20 protein-coding genes are annotated in these 23,283 nt (G+C 60.9%); 7 read left to right on the forward strand and 13 right to left on the reverse strand.

The window, feature by feature from the left end:
- Positions 1–9: 9 nt before the first annotated feature.
- The 7 genes from ACI77H_RS03040 to ACI77H_RS03070 all read right to left on the reverse strand — a co-directional run bounded on the left by ACI77H_RS03040 (position 10) and on the right by ACI77H_RS03070 (position 8,342).
- Positions 10–198, reverse strand: a complete 189-nt coding sequence (locus ACI77H_RS03040; protein WP_407010298.1) for a hypothetical protein — start codon at positions 196–198, stop codon at positions 10–12.
- The gene (locus ACI77H_RS03045; RefSeq protein ID WP_407010300.1) at positions 195–1,325 is read right to left on the reverse strand and encodes a PepSY-associated TM helix domain-containing protein; all 1,131 of its coding nucleotides are present in this window, start codon (positions 1,323–1,325) and stop codon (positions 195–197) included. The genes ACI77H_RS03040 and ACI77H_RS03045 overlap by 4 nt, the downstream gene beginning before the upstream one ends.
- A gap of 69 nt (positions 1,326–1,394) precedes the next feature.
- A complete protein-coding gene (locus ACI77H_RS03050; protein ID WP_407010302.1) occupies positions 1,395–3,803 on the reverse strand; it encodes a TonB-dependent siderophore receptor in 2,409 nt (802 codons plus the stop codon).
- Between the two features lie 160 nt (positions 3,804–3,963).
- Positions 3,964–4,935 (reverse strand): FecR domain-containing protein, encoded by a 972-nt coding sequence (locus tag ACI77H_RS03055; protein ID WP_407010303.1) that lies wholly within the window; start codon positions 4,933–4,935, stop codon positions 3,964–3,966.
- Positions 4,932–5,450: an RNA polymerase sigma factor gene (locus ACI77H_RS03060; RefSeq protein ID WP_150633716.1), complete on the reverse strand. Its 519-nt coding sequence runs from the start codon at positions 5,448–5,450 to the stop codon at positions 4,932–4,934. The genes ACI77H_RS03055 and ACI77H_RS03060 overlap by 4 nt, the downstream gene beginning before the upstream one ends.
- Before the next feature lie 247 nt (positions 5,451–5,697).
- Positions 5,698–6,405: a PolC-type DNA polymerase III gene (locus ACI77H_RS03065; RefSeq protein ID WP_407010304.1), complete on the reverse strand. Its 708-nt coding sequence runs from the start codon at positions 6,403–6,405 to the stop codon at positions 5,698–5,700.
- Entirely contained in the window at positions 6,402–8,342 is a 1,941-nt protein-coding gene (locus ACI77H_RS03070; RefSeq protein WP_407010305.1) for a putative nucleotidyltransferase substrate binding domain-containing protein, read from the reverse strand. Before ACI77H_RS03070 ends, ACI77H_RS03065 begins: the two co-directional genes overlap by 4 nt.
- 254 nt (positions 8,343–8,596) lie before the next feature.
- On the opposite strand from ACI77H_RS03070, the gene ACI77H_RS03075 reads away from it, so the two are divergent.
- A complete protein-coding gene (locus tag ACI77H_RS03075; protein WP_407010306.1) occupies positions 8,597–9,043 on the forward strand; it encodes a response regulator in 447 nt (148 codons plus the stop codon).
- 204 nt (positions 9,044–9,247) lie between these two features.
- Here ACI77H_RS03075 and ACI77H_RS03080 read toward each other — a convergent pair whose 3' ends face one another.
- Positions 9,248–11,425, reverse strand: a complete 2,178-nt coding sequence (locus ACI77H_RS03080; RefSeq protein WP_407010307.1) for a malate synthase G — start codon at positions 11,423–11,425, stop codon at positions 9,248–9,250.
- Between the two features lie 537 nt (positions 11,426–11,962).
- Between ACI77H_RS03080 and ACI77H_RS03085 the strand changes: the two genes are divergently transcribed.
- Complete coding sequence (locus ACI77H_RS03085; protein ID WP_064680143.1) at positions 11,963–12,481, forward strand: glycine cleavage system protein R; 519 nt, start codon at positions 11,963–11,965, stop codon at positions 12,479–12,481.
- Positions 12,482–12,696: 215 nt separating this feature from the next.
- Here ACI77H_RS03085 and rarD read toward each other — a convergent pair whose 3' ends face one another.
- The 5 genes from rarD to ACI77H_RS03110 all read right to left on the reverse strand — a co-directional run bounded on the left by rarD (position 12,697) and on the right by ACI77H_RS03110 (position 18,479).
- Positions 12,697–13,584 (reverse strand): EamA family transporter RarD, encoded by an 888-nt coding sequence (rarD, locus tag ACI77H_RS03090; RefSeq protein WP_407010308.1) that lies wholly within the window; start codon positions 13,582–13,584, stop codon positions 12,697–12,699.
- Positions 13,585–13,734: 150 nt separating this feature from the next.
- Positions 13,735–14,709, reverse strand: a complete 975-nt coding sequence (locus tag ACI77H_RS03095; RefSeq protein WP_407010309.1) for a serine/threonine protein kinase — start codon at positions 14,707–14,709, stop codon at positions 13,735–13,737.
- Positions 14,710–14,891: 182 nt separating this feature from the next.
- Entirely contained in the window at positions 14,892–16,793 is a 1,902-nt protein-coding gene (locus ACI77H_RS03100; protein WP_407010310.1) for a PhoX family protein, read from the reverse strand.
- Positions 16,794–16,851: 58 nt separating this feature from the next.
- Positions 16,852–17,616: a TOBE domain-containing protein gene (locus ACI77H_RS03105; protein ID WP_407010312.1), complete on the reverse strand. Its 765-nt coding sequence runs from the start codon at positions 17,614–17,616 to the stop codon at positions 16,852–16,854.
- 122 nt (positions 17,617–17,738) lie between these two features.
- Positions 17,739–18,479, reverse strand: a complete 741-nt coding sequence (locus ACI77H_RS03110) for a ComF family protein (RefSeq protein WP_407010313.1) — start codon at positions 18,477–18,479, stop codon at positions 17,739–17,741.
- Positions 18,480–18,570: 91 nt separating this feature from the next.
- Between ACI77H_RS03110 and bioB the strand changes: the two genes are divergently transcribed.
- The 5 genes from bioB to bioD all read left to right on the forward strand — a co-directional run bounded on the left by bioB (position 18,571) and on the right by bioD (position 23,182).
- Positions 18,571–19,626 carry a biotin synthase BioB gene (gene bioB / locus ACI77H_RS03115; RefSeq protein ID WP_407010314.1) on the forward strand — a complete coding sequence of 352 codons (1,056 nt, stop codon included), beginning with the start codon at positions 18,571–18,573 and terminating at the stop codon, positions 19,624–19,626.
- A 171-nt stretch (positions 19,627–19,797) separates the two neighbouring features.
- Positions 19,798–20,976, forward strand: a complete 1,179-nt coding sequence (gene bioF, locus ACI77H_RS03120) for an 8-amino-7-oxononanoate synthase (RefSeq protein WP_407010315.1) — start codon at positions 19,798–19,800, stop codon at positions 20,974–20,976.
- Entirely contained in the window at positions 20,969–21,700 is a 732-nt protein-coding gene (locus ACI77H_RS03125; RefSeq protein ID WP_407010316.1) for an alpha/beta fold hydrolase, read from the forward strand. Before bioF ends, ACI77H_RS03125 begins: the two co-directional genes overlap by 8 nt.
- Positions 21,693–22,505 carry a malonyl-ACP O-methyltransferase BioC gene (gene bioC, locus ACI77H_RS03130; RefSeq protein WP_407010317.1) on the forward strand — a complete coding sequence of 271 codons (813 nt, stop codon included), beginning with the start codon at positions 21,693–21,695 and terminating at the stop codon, positions 22,503–22,505. Before ACI77H_RS03125 ends, bioC begins: the two co-directional genes overlap by 8 nt.
- Positions 22,502–23,182 (forward strand): dethiobiotin synthase, encoded by a 681-nt coding sequence (gene bioD, locus ACI77H_RS03135; protein WP_407010318.1) that lies wholly within the window; start codon positions 22,502–22,504, stop codon positions 23,180–23,182. Before bioC ends, bioD begins: the two co-directional genes overlap by 4 nt.
- The last annotated feature ends 101 nt before the right edge of the window (positions 23,183–23,283 follow it).

A 23,283-nucleotide genomic window follows, 5' to 3' on the forward strand; every position in this document is an offset into this window, starting at 1 on the left:
GAGATGCTCCTACAGGGATTTACGGCGCTGTAGCAATCCGCGCAAGGCCAGCACGGCGGGAACGCCTAAACCCAGCCAACTCAAGGCATCCCACACGCCATCGCCCAATAGAGCGGCAAACAACCCCGCCGCGCTGAACAGCGCAATGACCGTCGGCGTGGCGAAGACTTTCCAGAAGTTCGACTGCCGCGGCTTCATGCGTTGGCCTCCGCTTGCTCCAGCACAGGCCTGGCCGCTTTGCGCCGTACCACCCACAAATAAACCCCGCTGCCGAGCACGATGATGGTCAGCACATCCAGCATCGCCCAGAGGATTTTCATCGGCATGCCGCCGTAATCGCCGAAGTGCAGCGGCTGCGACATGCCCATGGCGTCCATGTACCACGGCCGTTCGGCCACGGCGGTGACTTGCAGGGTACTCGCGTCGATCAGCACCGGCGTCAGCAAGTGCGACGTCAGGTGCGTGCTGCCCTTCATGAACACCGCGTAGTGATGCTCACTGGAAAACCGCGTACCAGGGAAGGCAATGAAGTCTGGCTGCATGCCGGGCGCGACTTCTTCGGCGATCTCGAGCAATCGGGTCGCAGGCGCGAGTTGCGTCAGCGCTGGCGCATCGCGATACGGTGCGACCATCGCGCTCAGGCTGTCATTGCGCCACGCGGCGATCAGCAGGTCGGCGCAGGCACTGATGACGCCGGTGACGCCGACCACCAGCGCCCAGGTCAGGGTCACTACGCCAATCAGATTGTGCAGATCGAGCCAGCGCAGGCGCGTGGATTTGTCCTGGCGCACGGTGGCGAATTTCAATCGACGCATGAACGGCAGGTACAGCACCGTCCCGGACACGATCGCCAGCACAAACAGTATTCCCATGAACGCCAGCAACAACTTGCCTGGCAGCCCGGCGAACATGTCCACGTGCAGGCGCAGCATGACCATCATGAAACCGCCGTTGGCCGACGGCATCTCCAGCGCTTCGCCGGTGCGGGCGTCGAGCATGAAGGTGTGCGACGAATTCGGCTCGGTGCCGGCGGTGGCCGCCATGATCGCGAGGGCGGCGTTCGGTTCGTCTTCGTCGAAGCCGAAATACTGCATGACTTCGCCGGGCCGATGTTTTTCCGCAGCCTGTACCAACTGCTGCAAATCCAGTCGCGGAGTGTCGGCCGGCAGTTGCTTCAACTCCGCGGCATCGCCCAGCAAGTGGTCGATTTCGTGGTGGAAGATCAACGGCAAGCCGGTCAGCGCCAGCATCAGCAGGAAGACCGTGCAGATCAGGCTGGTCCAGGTGTGGACGAAGGACCAGCGGCGAATTGTTTTGCTTTTCATGACCCATCCAAATGCAAAAGGGCCACAGCTGTACCGTGACCCTTGTGTGGCTGAAACCCGCTCAGCGGCTTACCACTTGTAGTTCACGGCCGCCACGACATTGCGCTCGTCGCCGTAGTAGCACCAGGTGCCATCGCAGGTCGACAGGTAGTCCTTGTTGAACAGGTTCTTCGCCGTCACGTCAATCGAGACGCCTGCCAGCACCGGGTTCAAACGGCTCAGGTCGTAATGCACGGCAGCGTCGTACACGGTGTACGAACCCACGTGACCGTTGTTGGTATTGGCGGTGTTGCCGTAGGTATCGCCGACATAACGCACGCCCGCGCCCACGCCAAACCCGTCGAGCGCACCGGCGTGCCACGTGTAATCGGACCACAGAGAGGCCTGATTGCGCGGGACCAGTTTCATCCGGTTGCCCTTGTCGTCGCCCTTGAGGATCTCGGTATCGGTGTAGGTGTAGGAGCCCACCAGTTTCAGGTTGTCGGTGACTTCGGACGTGGCTTCAAGCTCGATACCGCGCACTTTCAATTCACCGATCTGGCTGGTGACGTTGTTCTGCGACACCGACACGTTCTGCTGGCGCAGGTCGAACGCGGCGGCGGTCAGCAAGGTGCGGCTGCCCGGTGGCTGGTACTTCACGCCGACTTCGGTCTGCTTGCCTTCGGTTGGTTTGAACGACTGGGTCGAACGGGCATCGGCGCCCATCGAAGGCTGGAACGACTCGGTATAAGAGATGTACGGCGTGATCCCCGAGTCGAATACGTAACTCAGGCCTGCGTTACCGCTGAAGGCCTTGTCGCGCTGAGTGTTGGTGGCATCGCCCTGGTTATTGAACTGCGTCGAGCTGTGAATCCAGTCTTCACGGCCGCCGAGGGTCAGGCGCCATTTGTCGAGAGAGATCTGGTCCTGGGCGTAGAGACCGGTCTGGTTGGTTTTCTGGTTGTAGTCGTAAAAGGTGTTGTACGCGACGTTGGAGAAGTCCGCACCACGGATCGGGTTGATCACGTTACTGTTCGGCGCGTTGCCTTCGAGCCATTTGTAATTGGTGTTGGTCCGCTGGTGGTCAAGGCCCAGCAGCACGACATGGCTCAGCGCACCGGTCTGGAAGTCAGCCTGGAAGTTGTTATCCACGGCGAACTGGCTGATGTCCTCATCGACCTGATCGACCAGACGGCGCAGGGTGCCGTCCGCCGCTACGACGTCGCCGAACGACGCATAAGCTTGCTGGAACGACAAATCGCTTTTGGTGTAGCGCAGGTTTTGCTTGAACTGCCAGACATCGTTCAGGCGATGGTCGAAGGCGTAACCCAATGCGTAATAGGTGCGGTCGTAGTGATCGGAATCCGGATCGCCGAGGTTTTTGTGGTGCGAAATTTTCGCCCCGGCCGGAGACGCCAGTTTGGTGCCCTGCAGCGGCAGGAACTGACCGCTGACCCCGGTATCGTCGCGGGTGAACTGCGAGAGGAACGTCAGGTGTGTATCGTCGTCGATGTTCCAGGTCAGGCTCGGGGCGAGGTTGTAGCGCTTGTCATCGCTGTGGTCGATCGGCATGCCGCTGTCACGGACAACGCCGTCGACGCGGTACAGGAACTGGCCTTGATCATCGATTTTTCCGGTGCTGTCGAAGCTGATTTGCTTGCGATTGTTGCTGCCGACTTCGGCGCGTACTTCGTGGCTGGCAATGGCATCGGGACGGCGGCTGACCATGTCGAGCATGCCGCCCGGTGGCGTCTGGCCGTACACCGAAGAGGCCGGGCCGCGCAGGAGCGTGATGCGTTCCAGATCCCAGGTTTCCGCCTTCGGGTTGGCGTAGGAGCCTTTTGGCAACGGCAGGCCGTCGAGGAACTGGGTTGGCTCGAAGCCGCGTACGCGCAGCCAGTCGGCGCGGGAGTCGCTGCCATAACTGCTGGCGATCACCCCTGGCATGTAACGCACGGCGTCATCGAGATTCTGGACGCCGCGATCTTCCATCTGGGCGCGGGTGATCACCGACATCGAGCGGGGCGCTTCGACGATCGGCGTATCGGTCTTGGTGCCAGCAGCGGTGCGAGTGGCAACGTAACCGTCAACCGGGCCCCAGGCGTTTTCAGTGTTTTCTACGCCGATTACGCTGGTTTCCGGCAGCGCCATCACGCCTTCAGGCATGGCCGCCAGGCTGTAGGTGCCGCTGCTGCTCTGTTCCAGTTGCAGACCGGTGCCGCGCAACGCTGCCCGCAAAGCACCCGCCGCGTCGAACTGACCATTGACCGGTGCCGACGTCTTGCCCGCTGCCAGCGACGGATTCAGCGACAGTGCCAGACCCGACTGGCTGGCGATCTGGTTCAACGTGCTGGCCAATGGCGCGGCCGGCAGGTTGTAAGCGCGAACGCTGGACGTCTGCTCGGCGGCGATCAGTGAGCTGCTGGCCAGAGGGGTGCAAAGGGCGATGGCGAGTGCCAGCAAACTGGGGCGCAACAAGGTGTCTAGCGAACGGGACATACGGCGGCTCCTGAAAGGGAATACTTCTCAATTGCCTAGGTGCCGGACGAGAATGCAAAAGTGATAGGGCTGGATGAAAATAATTTCGATTCAACAATTGTGGTGAGGCTGATGGCCTCTTCGACTTGCCCGCGAAGGCGTCCGTTCAGACAACATCAGCTCAGGGCTTGGGATCCGCCTTCGCCACCGTCACCCACCATGGCGTGTGCTGCTCGATCTGCACCGGCAAGGTCGGCAGCAGGGCGCTCAACGCCAGGTCGGTATCGTGCAACGGGAAGCTGCCGGTGATGCGCAGGTCGGCGATCTCGGGCGTAACGCCCAGATGCCCACGCCGATAACGACCGAGCTCGTGAACCAGGTCTTCCAGGCGCGTGTTGTCCACCACCAGCATGCCGCGTGTCCAGGCATCGGCGCCGAGGTTGAGCGCGATGATCGGGCCCAGGCCGTTGTTGCGCATCAGCACTTGTTGGCCTTCGCGCAGAATCTGTTCTTCAGCGCTCGACTCGGGGTGGGCGGCCACGGCCGACTGCAACACGCTCAGGCGCGTGCCTTCTTCCTCGCGCTTGACCAGGAACCGCGTGCCCAGCGCACGCATGCTGCCTTCGCGGGTTTCGACGATAAACGGCCGAGCGTCGCCGTGGCCGGTTTCGACGAGGATTTCCCCTTCCTGAAGAATCACCCGGCGCTGCTTCTCATCAAAACGCACATCCACGGCGCTGTGGGTGTTGAGGTTGATCAGCGTGCCGTCGCTCAGGCGCAGGGTGCGTTGCTCGCCAGTGGCGGTGCGCTGGTCCGCCAGCCAATAGTCGACCGGCAAATAACGATCACCGGCAAACAGCGCCAGGCCAATCACCGCAACGATGCTGGCCACGCCACTGCCGAGTTTGCGCACTCGTCGGCGAATGCTTTCGCGTGATTGCAGCAACGCGGTGCGGGCCGGGCCGCTGGCCACGTTGAAACGTTGGTCGAGCATGCCCAACTGGCGCCAGGCGCGGGCGTGTTCTTCGTGGGCGGCGTGCCATTTGGCAAACTCTTCGCGCTCCACCGGGTTGCCGGAATCCAGTGACAATTGCCAGGCAATCGCCGCGTCCAGCACCTGCGCCGAGACCGGTTTGGAACTGACCGGGCTCACACCGGCTCACCGTACAGCGCGATGTAGCACTGACGAATGCCCTGCGCCAGATACTGACGCACCCGTGGCACCGACACGCCCAGACGCTGGGCGATTTCCGCGTGGCCGAGACCGTCCAGACGGTTATAGAGAAACGCCGCCCGCGCCTTGCTCGAGAGTTTGCCGAGCAGGCGGTCGATGTTTTTCAGGTCTTCGAGGATCATCTGCTGCTCTTCCACCGACGGCTGCTCGCCTTCGGGGATCAGCATCAGTTCGGTGAGGTAGGCCTGTTCCAGCGCAGCGCGGCGGAAGTAGTCGAACAGCAGGCCCTTGGCGATCGCCACCAGAAACGCCCGCGGTTCGCGAGGTTCATTCAGTTGATCACGGCCCAGCAAGCGCACGAAGGTGTCCTGGCTCAGGTCTTCGGCCCGTTGCGGGCAGGCGATATTGCGTCGAAGCCAGGCCAATAGCCAACTGCGGTGGTCGCGATATAACGCACCGACGAGCTCACTGTGGGGGCTTTGGACTGACGACACGCAGCATCACCGATTGGGAAGTGTTAAGTAACGAGAATTGTTCGCGATTGTGGCAGAGGCGGGGGAGGTAAGCAATTGGCCACTGGTCAGGTGGGTTTAACGGCGTGTATTCAATGGGATCGAGTCATCGTTCATCGCGGGCAAGCCACGCTCCCACAGGTTTTGTGGTCGTTCAGCAATGTGCGAGCGAGACAAAACCTGTGGGAGCGGGCTTGCCCGCGAAGGCGTCAGGACAGGCGCAACAAATTTAGAAGGAAGGCGTTCGCTGCCTGCGTTTCCACTGGCTCAACCGCTGCTGCAGATTCAATGGGCTATCAATCTGTTGCTGGCGCGCACGGCTGAACAGGATCAGCGCGAGCTCGGCAGTCGCCAGCGCGTCGGCACTGGCGTTGTGACGCTCGAACACCTCCAGCTTGAACCAGTCGATCCACTCATCCAGCCCCGCCTCGCGAATGTGCGCCTGAGGGCAGAGCAGGGGCGCGATATCCGCCACATCCAGAAACGGATGCTGCAACTTGTAGCCCAGATGATCTTTCAGTGCGCGGCCGAGCATGTGCTGATCAAACGGCGCATGAAACGCCAGCAGCGGACTGTCGCCGACAAACTCCATGAACTCGACCAAGGCCTGCGCCGGATCGCTGCCGGCCGCAATCGCGCTCGGGCCCAAACCGTGAATCAACACGCTCGGCGCCAATTTCATGTCAGCGCATTGCAGCGTGCGTTCGAACTGCTGACTGAAGTCGATCGCCCCGTCCTCAATCACCACCGCGCCGATGGACAGCACCCGATCCTTGTTCAGGTTCAGCCCGGTGGTTTCCAGGTCCAGCACCACCCAGCGCTGTTCGCGCAGGCTGCATTCCCTGAGTTCGGCACCCGCCGGCAAGCGTTGCAGACGCTGTTGCAATTCCCCGGACAGCATCGGCGCCGCCGGGCGCAGCCATGAAAACAGGCTCATAGCTGATACCGCAGGGACAGGCTGCTTTGCAGGCGTTGGGCCTGGCGCAAGGATTCACGCAGGATGCGTCGGTCCAGATGATTAAGGCTGTCGGGATCGACCCGGTTGGAGTAGGGCAAATTCTCCCGGGTCTGTAGCTGATGTTGCTGCATGCGGGTTTGCTGGATGAAGTGATACGCCTCTTCGTACGCCGCACCGTCCAGTCGTTCGATGACTTCTTTCTCGACCAGTTGGCGAAAGCGCTCCAGCGTATTGTTCGCCTCGATGCCGTGGGCCAGCGCCAACAGGCGGGCGCCGTCGACAAACGGGGTCAGGCCCTGGACTTTCAGGTCCAGCGTGGCCTTCTCACCGTTCTTGCGCGCCAGCACAAACTCGCGGAAACGTCCTACGGGTGGACGGTTGCGCAAGGCGTTCTCGGCCATCATTCGCTGGAACAGCCGGTTGTCGGCGACCTGATCAAGAATCCCCCGACGCAACTGCTCGCAGCTTTGTTCGTCGCCCCAGACCACGCGCAGGTCGAAATAGATGCTCGAACCCAGCAGGTTTTCCGGCGTCGCCTCGCGAATAAACGCCGCAAAACGCCGCGCCCATTCGGCCCGGGACAAACACAGCTCGGGGTTGCCGGCCATGATGTTGCCCTTGCACAAGGTGAAACCGCAGAGCGCCAGGCTCTGGTTGATCTGTTGAGCGATGGGCAGCAACTTGCCGCGAAGCTCGGCGGCGTGCGCCGCGTCCCGCGCCTCGAACAGAATGCCGTTGTCCTGATCGGTGTGCAGCGTCTGTTCGCGGCGACCTTCGCTGCCGAAACACAACCAGCTGAAGGGCACACCGGGGTCGCCTTTCTCAGCCAGGGTCAGTTCGATCACCCGGCACACGGTGTGATCGTTGAGCAGGGTGATGATGTGGGTGATCTGGGTCGACGACGCGCCGTGGGCCAACATGCGCTCGACCAATTGGCCGATCTCGCCGCGCATTGCCACCAGGTTTTCCACCTTCTGGGCGCTGCGGATGGTCCGCGCCAGGTGCACCAGGTCGACCCGTTGCAGGGAAAACAGGTCACGTTCCGAGACCACGCCACACAGGCGCTGATCCTTGACCAGGCAAACGTGGGCGATGTGCCGCTCGGTCATGGCAATCGCCGCATCGAAGGCGCTGTGGTCCGGCGACAGGAAAAACGGCGCCTGGGTCATGTGCCGTTCGATGGCTTCGTTGAAGTCGTTGGTGCCTTCGGCCACCACGTGGCGCAGGTCGCGCAGGGTGAAAATACCCAGCGGCGCCTTGTGTTCATCGACCACCACAATGCTGCCGACCTGCTGCTCGTGCATCAGGGTTACGGCTTCACGCAGCGGCGTGATCGGGCTGCAGGTCACCGGGTGACGCATGGCCAATTCGCCCAAACGGGTATTCAGCGAGTATTGGGTGCCGAGGGTTTCCACGGCTTTTTGCTGGACTTGCTGGTTGACCTGATCCAGCAAACTGCTCACACCGCGTAGGGCAAAGTCGCGAAACGCGTTGGAAAGTGCGAACAGTTTGATGAACGCCAGTTTGTTCAGTTGTAGGCAAAACGTGTCTTCGGCGGCCAGGTGTTCGGTGCGCGTCGCACGCTCACCCAGCAGCGCGGCGAGGGGGAAACACTCGCCGGTGGTGATTTCGAAGGTGGTTTCCGTGCCGCCCTTGGCCGTGTGGGGACGTTCTCCCACGACCCGGCCCTGTTTGACGATGTAGAAATGCTCAACCGGGCCATCGGCGGGTTTGATGATGCTCTCGCCTGGGCCATAAAAACGTAGCTGACATTGTTCAACCAGGTACGCCAGGTGAGCGTGTTCCATCTGATTGAAGGGCGGGAAGCGCTGAAGGAATTGCAAAGTGCCCTGGATGTTCTGCAACACCGCGGTTTTTCCTGCCTGTGTGAAGGCGTCCGCTTTACTCATAACCATTACCGCAGTCTTTTTATGAATTGTTGTTGTCGGATGACTCAGTCATGGTCGGCCCCTGCGCGCAGGGTGCCCATTGGACGTAAGTCTAGGTCGGCCCTGCCGGAGATGAAATTTCGGAAATACCCTACGCAAACTTGGGAAGAACCTATCCTTTCCCCTATAGGAAATAAATCCGACGAAGTGCACATTGTTGCGCCACTTAGCGATGTCTGACGGATGTGCTAGGGAAAAGAAATGAAAACGTAGAGTAAGCCATGTCCGACCACGATATTTTGAGTGACGCCGAGCGCGAGGCGCTGAGTGCCATCATGCTGGAACCCGACTTGCCGCCGCAGCGCGTGCTGATCGTCGATGATGACAAGGACGCCCGGGAGCTGCTCTCGGAAATTCTGGGGCTGGATGGGATCCGCTGCCTGACCGCCGCCAGCGGCGAAACCGCGCTCAAGATGCTGGAAGAGAAACCCTCGATCGGCCTGGTGATTACGGATCTGAGGATGGGGCATGTCGATGGCCTGGAGTTGATCCGCCAGGTGCGTGAGTCGGTTCGGGCAGCGATGCCGATCATCATCGTTTCCGGCGATGCCGACGTGAAGGACGCCATCGCGGCCATGCATTTGAGCGTGGTGGACTTTCTGCTCAAGCCGGTTGATACCGTGAAACTGCTGGGGCTGGTCAAACGTGAGTTGGGGATGGAGCCCTGATCCAGGTTATAGATTGCCTGTTCGAACGCCTTCGCTGGCAAGCCAGCTCCCACAGGGTTTTGTGTCGTATACAGAATTTCCATTCGATATAAAACCCTGTGGGAGCGTGGCTTGCCCGCGAAGGCAGCACCGCCGATTTCAAGTGAACAAAAAAGGCCCTGATCCGAAGATCAGGGCCTTTTTTTGTCCAGCGCAAACGCTCAGTTACAGGCCATTGGCAGCCTTGAACTCGCGACGACGACGGTGCAGAACCGGCTCGGTGTAGCCGTTCGGCTGTTGGGTGCCTTCAACCACCAGTTCGACCGCCGCCTGGAAGGCGATGTTGCTGTCGAAGTCTGGTGCCAGCGGACGGTACAGCGCGTCATTGGCATTCTGACGGTCAACCACCGGCGCCATGCGCTTGAGGCTTTCCATCACTTGCGCTTCGGTGACGATACCGTGGCGCAACCAGTTGGCGATGTGCTGGCTGGAAATCCGCAGCGTGGCACGGTCTTCCATCAGGCCGATGTCGTTGATGTCCGGCACTTTCGAGCAACCAACACCCTGGTCGATCCAGCGCACCACGTATCCGAGAATGCCCTGGGCGTTGTTGTCCAGTTCGTTCTTGATCTGTTCGGCGGTCCACTGCGGGTTTACCGCCAGCGGGATGGTCAGGATGTCGTCCACCGAGGCGCGCGCACGTTTGGCCAGTTCAGCCTGACGGGCGAACACGTCGACCTTGTGGTAGTGCAGCGCGTGCAGCGCAGCGGCGGTCGGCGAAGGAACCCAAGCGGTATTGGCACCGGCCATCGGGTGAGCGATTTTCTGTTCCAGCATCGCCGCCATCAGGTCGGGCATCGCCCACATGCCCTTACCGATTTGCGCACGACCTTGCAGGCCGGTGCTCAAACCGATATCGACGTTCCAGTTCTCGTAGGCGCCAATCCACTTTTCAGCCTTCATGTCGGCCTTGCGCACCATTGGGCCGGCCTCCATGGAGGTGTGGATTTCATCGCCCGTGCGGTCGAGGAAACCGGTGTTGATGAACACCACGCGCTCGCTGGCGGCCTTGATGCAGGCCTTGAGGTTGACCGTGGTGCGGCGCTCCTCGTCCATGATCCCGACTTTCAGGGTGTTGCGCGGCAAGCCCAGCACCTCTTCGATGCGACCGAACAACTCGTTGGTGAACGCAGCTTCTTCCGGGCCGTGCATCTTCGGCTTCACGATGTAGACCGAGCCAGTTCGGCTGTTCTTGCGCGAGCTGGTGCCGTTGAGGCTGTGGATCGCCGCGAGGCTGGTCAGCAAACCGTCAAGAATGCCTTCCGGTACTTCGTTGCCGTCTTTGTCGAGGATCGCGTCGATGGTCATCAGGTGACCCACGTTGCGCACGAACAACAGCGAACGACCGTGCAGGCTCAGTTCCTTGCCATCGACGCCGGTGTAAGTGCGGTCAGCGTTCATGGTGCGGGTAAAGGTCTTGCCGCCCTTGGAGACTTCTTCCGACAGGTCGCCCTTCATCAGGCCGAGCCAGTTGCGGTAGATCACCACTTTGTCATCGGCATCGACAGCGGCGACGGAGTCTTCGCAGTCCATGATGGTGGTAAGTGCGGCTTCCATCAGAATGTCTTTGACGCCGGCAGCGTCGGTCTGGCCGACCGGGGTGCTGGCGTCGACCTGGATTTCGAAGTGCAGGCCGTTGTTTTTCAGCAGGATCGCGGTCGGTGCCGCAGCATCGCCGTGGAAACCGATCAACTGAGCGTCGTTACGCAGGCCGCTGTTGCTGCCACCTTTGAGGGCGACCACCAGTTTGCCGTCAACGATTTTGTAGCTGGTGGAGTCGACGTGGGAGCCGGCAGCCAATGGCGCGGCTTCGTCGAGGAAGGCGCGGGCGAAGGCAATCACCTTGTCGCCGCGAACCTTGTTGTAGCCTTTGCCTTTTTCCGCGCCGTCAGCTTCGCTGATCGCGTCGGTGCCGTAGAGCGCGTCGTACAGCGAACCCCAGCGGGCGTTCGAAGCATTAAGCGCGAAACGCGCATTCATCACCGGCACCACGAGCTGCGGGCCGGCCATGCGGGCGATTTCGTCATCGACGTTTTGCGTCGTTGCCTGGAAATCGGCCGCTTCTGGCAGCAGATAACCGATGTCTTGCAAGAAGGCCTTATAAGCCACAGCGTCGTGCGCCTGACCGGCACGGGATTGGTGCCAGCCGTCGATACGAGCCTGGAAATCATCGCGTTTGGCGAGTAGGGCTTTGTTCTTCGGCGCCAGGTCGTGGATGACCTTGTCGGCACCGGCCCAGAATTGGTCGGCGGTGAGGCCGGTTCCGGGAATGGCTTCGTTGTTCACGAAGTCGAACAGGACTTTGGCGACCTGCAGGCCACCGACTTGAACGTGTTCAGTCATTGCTTGCCTCACTCTGCTCAGCTATTTCGCTTTTCAGCTCTTCAAATTAACAATGAAGCCTCGGGCTATTTAAACCACAAACCCCTTCCACCAGTACATGCCATTTCGGGCGGCTGGGATGGAACCGATCAACGGCTTTGAGGCCTTGCTGATAGGGCTTTCAGGGCTGCGACCGCGCCTGTGGCAGACATCGATCCAACGTTATGTAGTGCGCGCTGCGGCATACTACATGATGAGTTGCGGTTGTGAAAATTAGACTAATTACGTCGTTCTGCGACCCCGTGACGCATTGCAGTCACGTCGGGGATGGGGATGTTCTCAAAAAAGTATGAGATTGTTCCAGTTAAATATAAGAAGTTGTACACGATTTGTTGTTCGCTTCAGATCGGTGGTGCTCCGGATCGCTGGCAAGCCAGCGCCTACAAGGTTTGCGCAAGACCCTGTAGGAGCTGGCTTGCCAGCGATGGCGTCCGACGATTCCACACAGAATTGCCCCTTGCCTATACTTCTTTTTCTATAACAAAAGAGGGCTGCGCCATGGACCACCTCGTACTTACAGTTTTCGCACCGGACAAGCCTGGGCAGGTCGAGCGCATCGCCCAATGCATTGCCGAGCACGGCGGCAATTGGCTGGAGAGCCGCATGTCACGCATGGCCGGGCAGTTTGCCGGGATTCTTCGGGTGGGCGTGCCGGCTGAGGCCTACGACGAATTGGTCGATGCCTTACAAGCGTTGTCCGCCCACGGCATTCGTGTGCTGATCGCTGAAAGCGGCATCGAGCAATCCTGCACCTGGAAACCGATTGCCATGGAATTGGTCGGCAATGATCGTCCGGGCATTGTGCGCGACATCACGCGTCTGTTGAGTGAGCAGGGGGTCAATCTGGAACGACTGGTGACGGAAGTGCGTCCGGCGCCGATGAGCAGCGAGCCGTTGTTCCACGCCGAAGCGATTCTCGCCGTGCCGCTGACCCTCTCGCTCGACGTGCTGCAGTCGCGCCTGGAAACCCTGGCGGACGATTTGATGGTGGAATTGGTGTTGCGCAGTGACCCCTGACAGGGTTATCCAAGTTATACGTGCACCTGCCTGTGGATAACCTGTAGAGACAGCCCGCCAGCCCACGCCGGCCGGGCTTCTTCAAGATCTGATCAAAAAACCATCAGTTTCAACAAGTTGCGCACAAACGCCGGGGATCACGCTGTGGATAACCTTGGGAAGGATCGATGCAGGCCACGAGAGGCGTGGCCTGTAGAGGTTCGTACGATTTTTGATCAGCTGCGGCGGCGCAGACTTATCCACGCGTCGACGCTGTAAACCGCCAGACCCGCCCAGATAAAGATGAACGCGACCAGTGTGCTGGACGATAGGTGCTCGCCAAACAGCAGGACGGCTTGCAACAGCACCAATGTCGGTGCCAGGTACTGGAGAAATCCTAATGTCGTGTAGGGCAAATGCCGTGCGGCAGCGTTGAAACATACCAACGGCACCAGCGTTACCGGACCGGCGGCGACCAGCCACCAGGCTTGGGACGTAGTCCAGAACTCGGGCTGGGCGCTTAGGGCCGTCTGATTGAATAGCAGCCAGGCAATGGCAATCGGCACCAGCATCCAGGTCTCCACCACCAGACCCGGTAGCGCTTTGACCGGCGCTTGCTTGCGGATCAAACCGTAGAAACCGAACGTCAACGCCAGCACCAGCGACACCCACGGCAGACTGCCGACTTGCCATACCTGTTGCGCGACGCCAACTGCCGCCAGCCCCACTGCGATCCACTGCATGCGTCGCAAACGTTCGCCAAGGATCAACATTCCCAACAACACGTTCACCAGCGGGTTGATGTAGTAACCGAGACTGGCTTCGAGCATGCGCCCGTTGTTCACCGACCAGACATACGTCAGCCAGTTGGCCGCGATCAGCGTGCCGCTCAGGGCGAGGATCGCCAGCCGTTTCGGGTTGTCACGCAACTCGCGCCACCAGCCCGGATGCTTCCACACCATCAGCAGCAACGCGCCGAACAGTGCAGACCAGAGCACGCGGTGGATGATGATCTCCACGGCGGGCACCGCGGCGATGGCTTTGAAGTAGATGGGGAAAAGTCCCCAGATGATGTAGGCAGTGAGGCCCAGGATGTACCCGCGACGCGGGTTGGCAGCTTGCATGCAGAATCCTTGCTTAGGCAGCTAACAAAGTGGGGATTGTATAGATGTGTCAGGAGTTTTGTAGGAGCTGGCTTGCTGGCGATGGCATCACCGCTGTCATTCAGAGTGACCGCGTCGATGCCATCGCCGGCAAGCCGGCTCCTACAGGGGTCAGAAGAGCTTCAAGGGTTCTTCGTTGAGCGCCGCTAATTGCTCACGCAACGCCAACACTTGATCGCCCCAATACCGCTCCGTCCCGAACCACGGGAAACTGTGCGGGAACGCCGGGTCATCCCAACGGCGTGCCAGCCAGGCGCTGTAATGCATCAGGCGCAACGCGCGCAGCGGTTCGATCAGCGCCAATTCTCGCGGGTTGAAGTCGTGAAACTCGTTGTAGCCGTCCATCAATTCCGACAACTGCCCCAGACATTCCTGACGGTCACCGGCGAGCATCATCCAGATGTCCTGCACCGCCGGGCCCATGCGGCAGTCATCCAGGTCGACGATATGGAACATCTCGTCGCGGCACATCATGTTGCCGGGGTGGCAATCGCCGTGCATGCGGATGTTCTGGTGCGGCGTGACGTCGTAAACGTCTTCCACGCGCTTGAGCAGGTCGCGGGCCACGGACTCGTAGGCCGGCAGCAGGCTTTTCGGGATGAAGTTGCCTTCGAGCAAGGTGTTCAGCGAATCGTGACCAAAGTTCTTCACGCCCAAGGCTTCACGGTGTTCGAACGGTTTGGTCGCACCGACGGCATGCAGGCGCCCCAGCAATTGGCCGAGGCGATACAGCTGATCAAGATTGCCCGGCTCCGGCGCACGGCCGCCACGGCGGGGGAACAGGGTGAAACGGAAACCGTTGTGTTCGTGCAGGCTGGCGCCGTTGTGAATCATCGGCGCCACCACCGGCACGTCGCACTCGGCGAGTTCGAAGGTGAACTGGTGTTCTTCGAGAATCGCTTCGTTGGTCCAGCGCTGCGGGCGGTAGAACTTGGCGATCAGCGGTTCGGAGTCTTCGATGCCAACCTGATAGACGCGGTTTTCGTAGCTGTTGAGCGCCAGGATGCGCGCGTCGCTGAGAAAGCCGATGCTTTCAACGGCATCGAGCACGAGGTCGGGGGTGAGGGTTGCAAACGGGTGGGCCATGCTGACTCCTGCGCGCAGCAGGCTGCCGCGTCCGGCCAAGCATGGTAGCGCAGACGGGCTTACTTTAGTGTTAAGGCTTGAGATGAGTGGTGTTGCCATCGCTAGCAGGCTAGCTCCCACACTGGATCTGCGACACTCCGCAAGTCCCCTGTGGGAGCTGGCTTGCCGGCGATGAGGGCCTATCAGGCGCCGACGATCCCGCCATCCTCACGGGAAATCGCCATCACCGAAGACCGTGGCTTGCCATCCGGCAAATGCTCAGGGAACGTCGAACCACCGTTTTCCCCCGGATGCTGAATCCCGACAAACAGGGTCTTCTGATCCGGCGAGAAGCTGATCCCTGTCACCTCGCAACCAATCGGCCCGACCATGAACCGACGAATCTCCCCGGTCACCGGGTCGGCGCAGAGCATTTGGTTGTTGCCCATACCGGCAAAATCACCGGCATTGCTCGAATCGCCATCGGTGAGAATCCACAAGCGCCCAGCCTTGTCGAAACCCAGACCATCCGGGCTGTTGAACATGTTCTGTGGCGTGATGTTCGACGAACCGCCCTTCGGCGTGCCGGCGTGGACACCCGGGTTGCCGGCGACCACAAACAGATCCCAGGCAAAGCTTTTCGAACTGTGATCATCACGGTCGGTGCGCCAGCGCAGAATCTGCCCGTACACGTTCTTCTCGCGCGGGTTGGGCCCGCCTACCGGTTGACCGTCTTCACCGCGCTTGGCGTTGTTGGTCAGTGTGCAATAGACCTGGCCATCCATGGGGCTGACGACGATCCATTCCGGACGGTCCATGCGCGTGGCTTTCACCACCGTGGCCGCGAGGCGCGCATGAATCAGCACTTCGGCCTGATCGGCAAAACCGCTGCTGGCGTCGATGCCGTTTTTGCCGTGGGTCAGCTCGATCCACTCGCCCTGGCCTTTCGGGTGATCGGCATTGCCGTCGCCCGCGTCGAAACGCGCCACGTACAAGGTGCCGTGGTCGAGCAAGTCGCGATTGGCTTTCGGGTTCTTGTGGTTGATTTTGTCGCGGCTGACGAATTTGTAGATGAATTCACCGCGCTCGTCGTCGCCCATGTACACCACGGCGTGGCCGTCATGGGTTTCGGCCAGGGCCGCGTTTTCATGTTTGAAACGGCCCAGCGCGGTGCGCTTGGCCGGGGTCGATTGCGGATCGAACGGGTCGATTTCCACCACCCAGCCATGACGGTTGAGCTCGTTGGGGTTTTTCGCCAGGTCGAAGCGCTCGTCGTGTTGATGCCAGTTGATCTCTTTACTGGTCGCCACCGCGCCGTAGCGTTTTTGCGCGGCGTCGAATTTCTGCTCGGCATTGCTGCTGCCGAAGCAATCGGTGAAGTTTTCTTCGCAGGTCAGATAAGTGCCCCACGGCGTCTTGCCGTTGGCGCAGTTCTGGAAGGTGCCGAGCACGTTTTTGCCGTGCGGGTCGGCGCTGGTTTTCACCAGTGCGTGGCCGGCGGCCGGACCGCTCAGGCTGATCGGTGCATTGCCGTGAATGCGCCGGTTGTAGCGCGAGCCCTGGACGAATTGCCAATGGCCGTTCTTGCGCTGCACTTCGATCACCGACACGCCTTCGCAGGCCAGCGCCTTGCGCACTTCTTCGGACGATTGCGGCATACCACCGTGCGGGTAGAGGTAGCGGTAGTTGGTGTATTCGTTGTTGATCGCCATCAGCGCCCGGTCTTTCTCACCGGGAAACTCGAACAGGCTCATGCCGTCGTTGTTGTCGCCGAACTGGACTTCCTGCTGCTCAGCGCTGCCGTTGCCGCTCGGGTCGAATGCCGGGCCGTTCTTTTGCAGTGGCTGGCCCCAACTGATCAGCACCGAAGACTTGTAGCCCGCTGGCAGGGTGATGGCGTCGCTGGTGGCGGCGGGGATGCTGTCAAAGCCCAAGAGTTTGCTGGTGCCGGCGCTGACACTCGCGGCGAGCACACTGCGGCTGAGCAGATTACCGCCGAGGAACATCGCAGCACCGCACAGGGCGCCCGCGCTGATGAAGCCGCGACGGCTGAGGCCGACCATGTTCTCGAGGTCGGTGTTTTGATTGTCTTCTAATAGGCTCACATCAGGCTCCCTGCGGGTTTTTGCAGTCACCTTAAAGCGCGTTAATGACGCTTATGTTTCAGAGCGGCGTACCGAGCAAGACGTTGGACGGCGAAAACTGCACTCGCACCGGTTTGTCGACGGCGAGGCGCTGGATTCCCAGGTGCAGCGGCTCGGCCAGCGCGCACAGCGTCTGGCCATTGGGCAGGCCAATGCGCACTTCACTGGGGCCATCTTCGGCGTCGAGGATTTCTTCGATGATGCCAGTCAGGTCATTGTGTCCGGGGGTTGCAGGGACTTCGATGGCCAGCAGGTCGAGCCAACCGGCCTTGATCAGGGCGACGACTTCGGTGCCGGTTTCCAGCTCCAGGCGCAGTGTGCTGTCGTGAGTGATCTGCGCAACGAGGATCAAGCCTTCAGCCAATTCCAGGCGGATCAGGTCGTTGCGTCCCTGAACTTCGATTTCCATGACCTTGCCGTGCAATTGATTGCGTGCGCTGGTTCTGAGCATCAGGCGGCCGAGCAGATCGAGGTCGCTGGCGTCTTCGGCGGCTTCCAGAACCTGAGCCTGCAACATCTGCAGCTTTTGATACAGGCGCAACACGCGCTCGCCCTCGCTGGACAGCTTGGCGCCCCCGCCGCCCTTGCCGCCGACACTGCGCTCCACCAGTGGTTTCTGCGCAAGGTTGTTCAGCTCGTCGATGGCGTCCCATGCCGCTTTGTAGCTCAGGCCCGCACTTTTCGCGGCGCGGGTGATCGAGCCCTGCTCGGCAATGTGTTGCAACAAGGCAATGCGCTGCGGGCGCCGGACAATGTGCTGGGACAACAACGTAGGCAAGGACATGGCGAGGCGCTTTGGGCTGGGATGATGCAAAGGAAGTTGGCGGCTGCAAGCCCGGGAGTCAAGTCAGGCCAAACACTTGTGGGAGCGAGCAGGCTCACTTCCACAGGTTTTGTGTCATCAGGTCAAACCGCGTCGCCGGGTTTTGGTGTGCGCGCGAGGCAGTAGATGTCGATTCGCGCGGCGCCGGCGTTCATTAGCAGACGGGCCAGTGCCTGGGCCGTGGCGCCGGTGGTCAACACGTCGTCCACCAGCGCCAGGTGGCGACCTTTGATCGGCGCACCCGGTGTCAGTGCGAATGCGTTGAGCAGGTTTTTTTTACGGGCGTCGGCCTTGAGCTCTTGTTGCGCGCTGGTGTCTTGAACCCTCTTTAGCAGCGTTTCATCGCATGGAATATTCAGACTGGCGCTGAGCCAGCGGGCCAGCATCGACGCCTGGTTGAACCCCCGTTGGCGCAGACGTTTAGCGGCGAGCGGAACGGGGACCAGCGCATCTGGCCGTTGCAACGCTTCATCGAAGTGATGTTGCAGGGATTGCGCAAGAAGTTCGGCGAGTAGGCGACCAAACGGCCACTTCGCGTTGTGCTTGAACCGGGTGATCAGGCTGTCGACCGGAAAACCGTAGGTCCACGGCGCGATCACCTGTTCGAAGGGCGGCGGTTGCTGCAAGCATTGACCGCACGTCATGCCCGCTGCGGGTAACGGCAGGGCGCAGGTCTGGCAGTGATCGCCGAGCCAGGGCAGTTCGGTTTCGCAGGCCATGCAGATCGGCGTGGCGTCTTCGGCCGTCTCGCCGCAGAGCAAGCAGAGTTGTTTGTTTTTTAACCAGATGTAAACCGGCTTCTCGTATCGTGGTTGACAGCGCATCGCTCTTCCTTAAATATGCCGAACATCCGTGTCGCGTCTGTGGGTATTCCGTCCCCGACCGCTTGCCCAGCATAAAACAAAGGAAACGCCCATGAGCGCCAGCACCTCTGCAACCCTGCGTCATGACTGGTCTTTGGCCGAAGTCAAAGCACTCTTCGTTCAGCCATTCAATGACCTGCTGTTCCAGGCGCAGACCGTGCACCGCGCGCATTTCGACGCCAACCGCGTCCAGGTTTCCACGCTGCTGTCGATCAAGACCGGGGCCTGCCCGGAAGATTGCAAATATTGTCCGCAGTCCGGTCACTACAACACCGGCCTGGAAAAAGAAAAACTGATGGAAGTGCAGAAGGTCCTCGAAGAGGCTGCACGCGCCAAGGCCATCGGCTCGACCCGTTTCTGCATGGGCGCGGCGTGGAAACACCCGTCGGCCAAAGACATGCCGTACGTGCTGGAGATGGTCAAGGGCGTAAAAGCCATGGGCCTGGAAACCTGCATGACCCTCGGGCGTCTCGATCAGGATCAGACCGAAGCGCTGGCCAAGGCCGGCCTCGACTACTACAACCACAACCTCGATACCTCGCCGGATTTCTACACCAGCATCATCACCACCCGCACTTACAGCGAGCGCCTGCAAACCCTGGCCTACGTTCGTGATTCCGGGATGAAGATCTGCTCCGGCGGCATTCTCGGCATGGGCGAAACCCTCGACGACCGCGCCAACCTGCTGATCCAGCTGGCCAACCTGCCGGAGCACCCGGAGTCGGTGCCGATCAACATGCTGGTGAAAGTCGCCGGTACGCCGTTGGAAAATGCCGAAGACATCGACCCGTTCGACTTCATCCGCATGCTCGCCGTCGCGCGCATCCTGATGCCGCAATCCCACGTGCGCCTGTCCGCCGGCCGCGAAGCGATGAACGAGCAGATGCAGGCCCTGGCGTTCTTCGCTGGTGCGAACTCGATTTTCTACGGCGAAAAACTGCTGACCACTGCCAACCCGCAGGCCGACAAGGACATGCAACTGTTCTCGCGCCTCGGCATCTTGCCGGAAGCACGCGAAGAGCATGCTGATGAAGTGCACCAGGCAGCCATCGAACAGGCGCTGGTGGAGCAGAAGAGCAGCGAGCAGTTTTATAACGCGGCTGTCTGAAGCCTCCGCCGATTCCTCTGATTGGAATGCAAAACCTTGTGGGAGCGGGCTTGCCCGCGATAGCGATTTTTCAGTCGACATCTATGTTGAATGTGACGCCGTCATCGCGGGCAAGTCCGCTCCCACAGGTTTTGTGATACTGCTTTTTAATTCCTGAACCGCGAGGCCTGCATGTCTTTCGATCTCGCCGCACGCCTTGCTGCCCGTCGTGCCGAAAATCTCTATCGCCAGCGTCCATTGCTCGAAAGCCCTCAGGGCCCGGAAGTGGTGGTCGATGGCCAGCCGTTGCTGGCGTTCTGTAACAACGATTACCTGGGCCTGGCCAATCACCCGCAAGTGATTGAAGCCTGGCGCGCCGGGGCGTCTCGATGGGGTGTCGGCGGCGGGGCTTCGCACTTGGTCATCGGCCACAGCACGCCACATCATGAGCTGGAAGAAGCGTTGGCGGACCTGACTGGCCGCCCGCGCGCGTTGCTGTTCACCACCGGTTACATGGCCAATCTCGGTGCGGTTACTGCGCTGGTCGGGCAGGGCGATACGGTGCTGGAGGACCGGCTCAACCACGCTTCGTTGCTCGATGCCGGCCTGCTGTCCGGCGCGCGTTTCAATCGTTATCTGCACAACGATGCGGCGAGCCTGGCCAATCGTCTCGAGAAAGCTACCGGCAATACGCTGGTGGTCACCGACGGCGTGTTCAGCATGGATGGCGACATTGCCGACCTGCCGGCGCTGGCCCGGGAAGCCAAGGCCAAAGGCGCGTGGTTGATGGTCGACGACGCGCACGGTTTCGGTCCGTTGGGTGCCAACGGCGGCGGGATCGTCGAGCATTTCGGCTTGAGCCAGGAAGACGTGCCGGTGCTGGTCGGCACTCTCGGCAAGGCATTCGGAACGGCGGGCGCGTTTGTCGCCGGCAGCGAAGAGCTGATCGAGAGCCTGATCCAGTTCGCCCGTCCGTACATTTACACCACCAGCCAACCGCCGGCCCTGGCCTGCGCGACGCTGAAAAGTCTGGAATTGCTGCGCAGCGAGCATTGGCGACGTGAACATCTGAACATCCTGATCCGCCAGTTCCGCCAGGGCGCCGAGCAGATCGGCCTGGCGTTGATGGACAGCTTCACCCCGATTCAACCGATCATGATTGGCGATGCCGGGCGTGCGGTGCGGCTGTCGCAGATGCTGCGCGAACGCGGTCTGATGGTCACTGCGATTCGTCCGCCGACCGTGCCCGCCGGTAGCGCCCGTCTGCGTGTGACCCTGACCGCTGCCCACAGCGAGGCGCAGGTGCAGCTATTGTTAAATGGACTGGCCGATTGTTTTCAACAACTGGGACCGGAGCCAAGCCATGCGTGATCGTCTGATTCTGCTGCCCGGCTGGGGTCTCGGGATTTCTCCGCTGGAGCCCTTGGCGGCTGCATTGCAAGGGCTGGATGAACACCTGCGCGTCGAGATCGAGCCGTTGCCGGAGCTGGAATCCAGCGACCTTGAAGAATGGCTCGAAGAGCTGGACTCGACCGTGCCTCAGGATGCGTGGCTTGGCGGTTGGTCGCTCGGCGGCATGCTCGCCGCCGAGTTGGCAGCCCGTCGCGGGGATCGTTGCTGCGGTTTGCTGACCCTGGCGAGCAATCCTTCCTTTGTTGCCCGCGACCAGTGGCCGAGCGCGATGCCCGGCGAGACCTTTGACGCATTTCTGGCAGGCTGCAACGCCGATCCGCGCCTGACAGTGAAGCGCTTTTCGCTGCTTTGCGCGCAAGGCGCCGAAGACCCGCGCGGGCTGTCGCGGCTGCTGCTCGGCGGTGCGCCAAACGCCTCTGCTGCGGTGTTGATGAACGGTCTGGAGTTGCTTGCACAACTGGATACCCGTCAGGCGTTGCAGGCCTTTCGCGGCCCGCAATTGCACCTGTTCGCCGGCCTTGACGGACTGGTTCCGGCCGAAGCGGCAGGGGACTTGCTGGCGTTGCTGCCGGACGTTGAAATCGGTCTGATCGAACAGGCCAGCCACGCGTTTCTTCTGGAAGACCCCCACGGTGTGGCGGGGGCGATCCAGGCCTTTTTGCATGAGTTCGGTGATGACTGATTTATCTCTTCCCAACCTGCCCGGCGGTCTGCCGGACAAGCGCCAGGTGGCGGCGTCCTTTTCCCGTGCAGCGGCCAGCTACGACAGCGTCGCCGAATTGCAGCGTGACGTCGGCAGTCAGTTGTTGAGCCGTTTGCCGAGCGATTTCGTCCCGGTTCGATGGTTGGATCTTGGGTGTGGCACCGGGCATTTCAGTCGCGTGCTGGGCGAGCGTTTTCCGGCCGGTCACGGCGTGGCGCTGGACATTGCCGAAGGCATGCTCGATCACGCGCGTCCATTGGGTGGCGCCACGCACTTCATCGCCGGGGATGCGGAGCGGCTGCCATTGCAGGATTCGACCTGTGATTTGATCTTCTCCAGCCTGGCGGTGCAATGGTGCGCCGACTTCGCGTCGGTGCTCAGCGAAGCCTATCGCGTGCTGAAACCTGGCGGAAAATTTGCGTTTGCTAGTCTGTGCGTGGGCACGTTGTTTGAGCTGCGAGACAGTTGGCGTCAGGTCGATGGCATGGTGCACGTCAACCGCTTCCGCGAGTTTGGGGTTTATCAACATCTGTGCGCGGCCAGTGGTCTGCAGGTCGTGAGCCTGCAAACCCGTCCTCACGTACTGCATTACCCGGACGTGCGCAGCCTGACCCATGAACTCAAGGCGCTGGGCGCGCACAATCTGAACCCCGGTCGGCCGGGTGGTTTGACGGGCAGGGCGCGGATCCTCGGCCTGGTCGAGGCGTATGAACAGTTTCGTCAGGCCCAAGGCCTGCCGGCGACTTATCAAGTGGTGTATGCCGTTTTGGAGAAACCCTTATGAGCGCAGCGTATTTCATCACCGGGACTGACACCGATGTCGGCAAGACCACCGTGGCGGCGGGGTTGCTGCATGCCGCGCGGTTGGCCGGGCTGAGTACGGCGGCGGGCAAACCGGTGGCTTCCGGTTGCGACGTGACGCCCAAGGGCTTGCGCAACGCCGATGCGTTGGCGCTGTTGGCGGAGTGTTCGGTGCCGCTGACGTATGCACAGGTCAACCCGGTGGCTTTCGAGCCGGCCATCGCTCCGCATCTGGCGGCACGCGAGGCAGGCGTGGCGTTGACCGTGCAATCGTTGCTGGTGCCCATGCAGGAGATTCTGCAGATGCAGGCAGATTTCACTCTGATCGAAGGCGCCGGCGGCTGGCGCGTGCCGCTGGCGGATCAGGACAACCTGTCGGACCTGGCCATGGCGCTGGATCTGCCGGTGATTCTGGTGGTCGGTGTGCGGTTGGGCTGCATCAACCATGCACTGCTGACGGCCGAGGCGATTGCACAGGACGGTTTGCAACTGGCGGGTTGGGTGGCCAACATCATCGATGCCAAGACTTCACGCCTGGAAGAAAACCTCGCCACGCTGGCCGAGCGGATCCCCGCGCCGTGCCTGGGGCGCGTGCCGAAGCTCAAGGTAGTGACCGCTGAGGCGGTGGCGGAGTATCTTCAACTGGATTTGCTGGACTGAAGTTGCACGCGCTGGTTTTAACTATGACAAGGCACTGTGCCATTAGTGTTTTTGTCGGGCCTTTTGCGGGCGGGTCTGGTTCAATGGCGACTGTTGATCCT

The sequence above is a fragment of the Pseudomonas sp. O230 genome (genome assembly GCF_045447035.1).
Lineage (GTDB): Bacteria > Pseudomonadota > Gammaproteobacteria > Pseudomonadales > Pseudomonadaceae > Aquipseudomonas.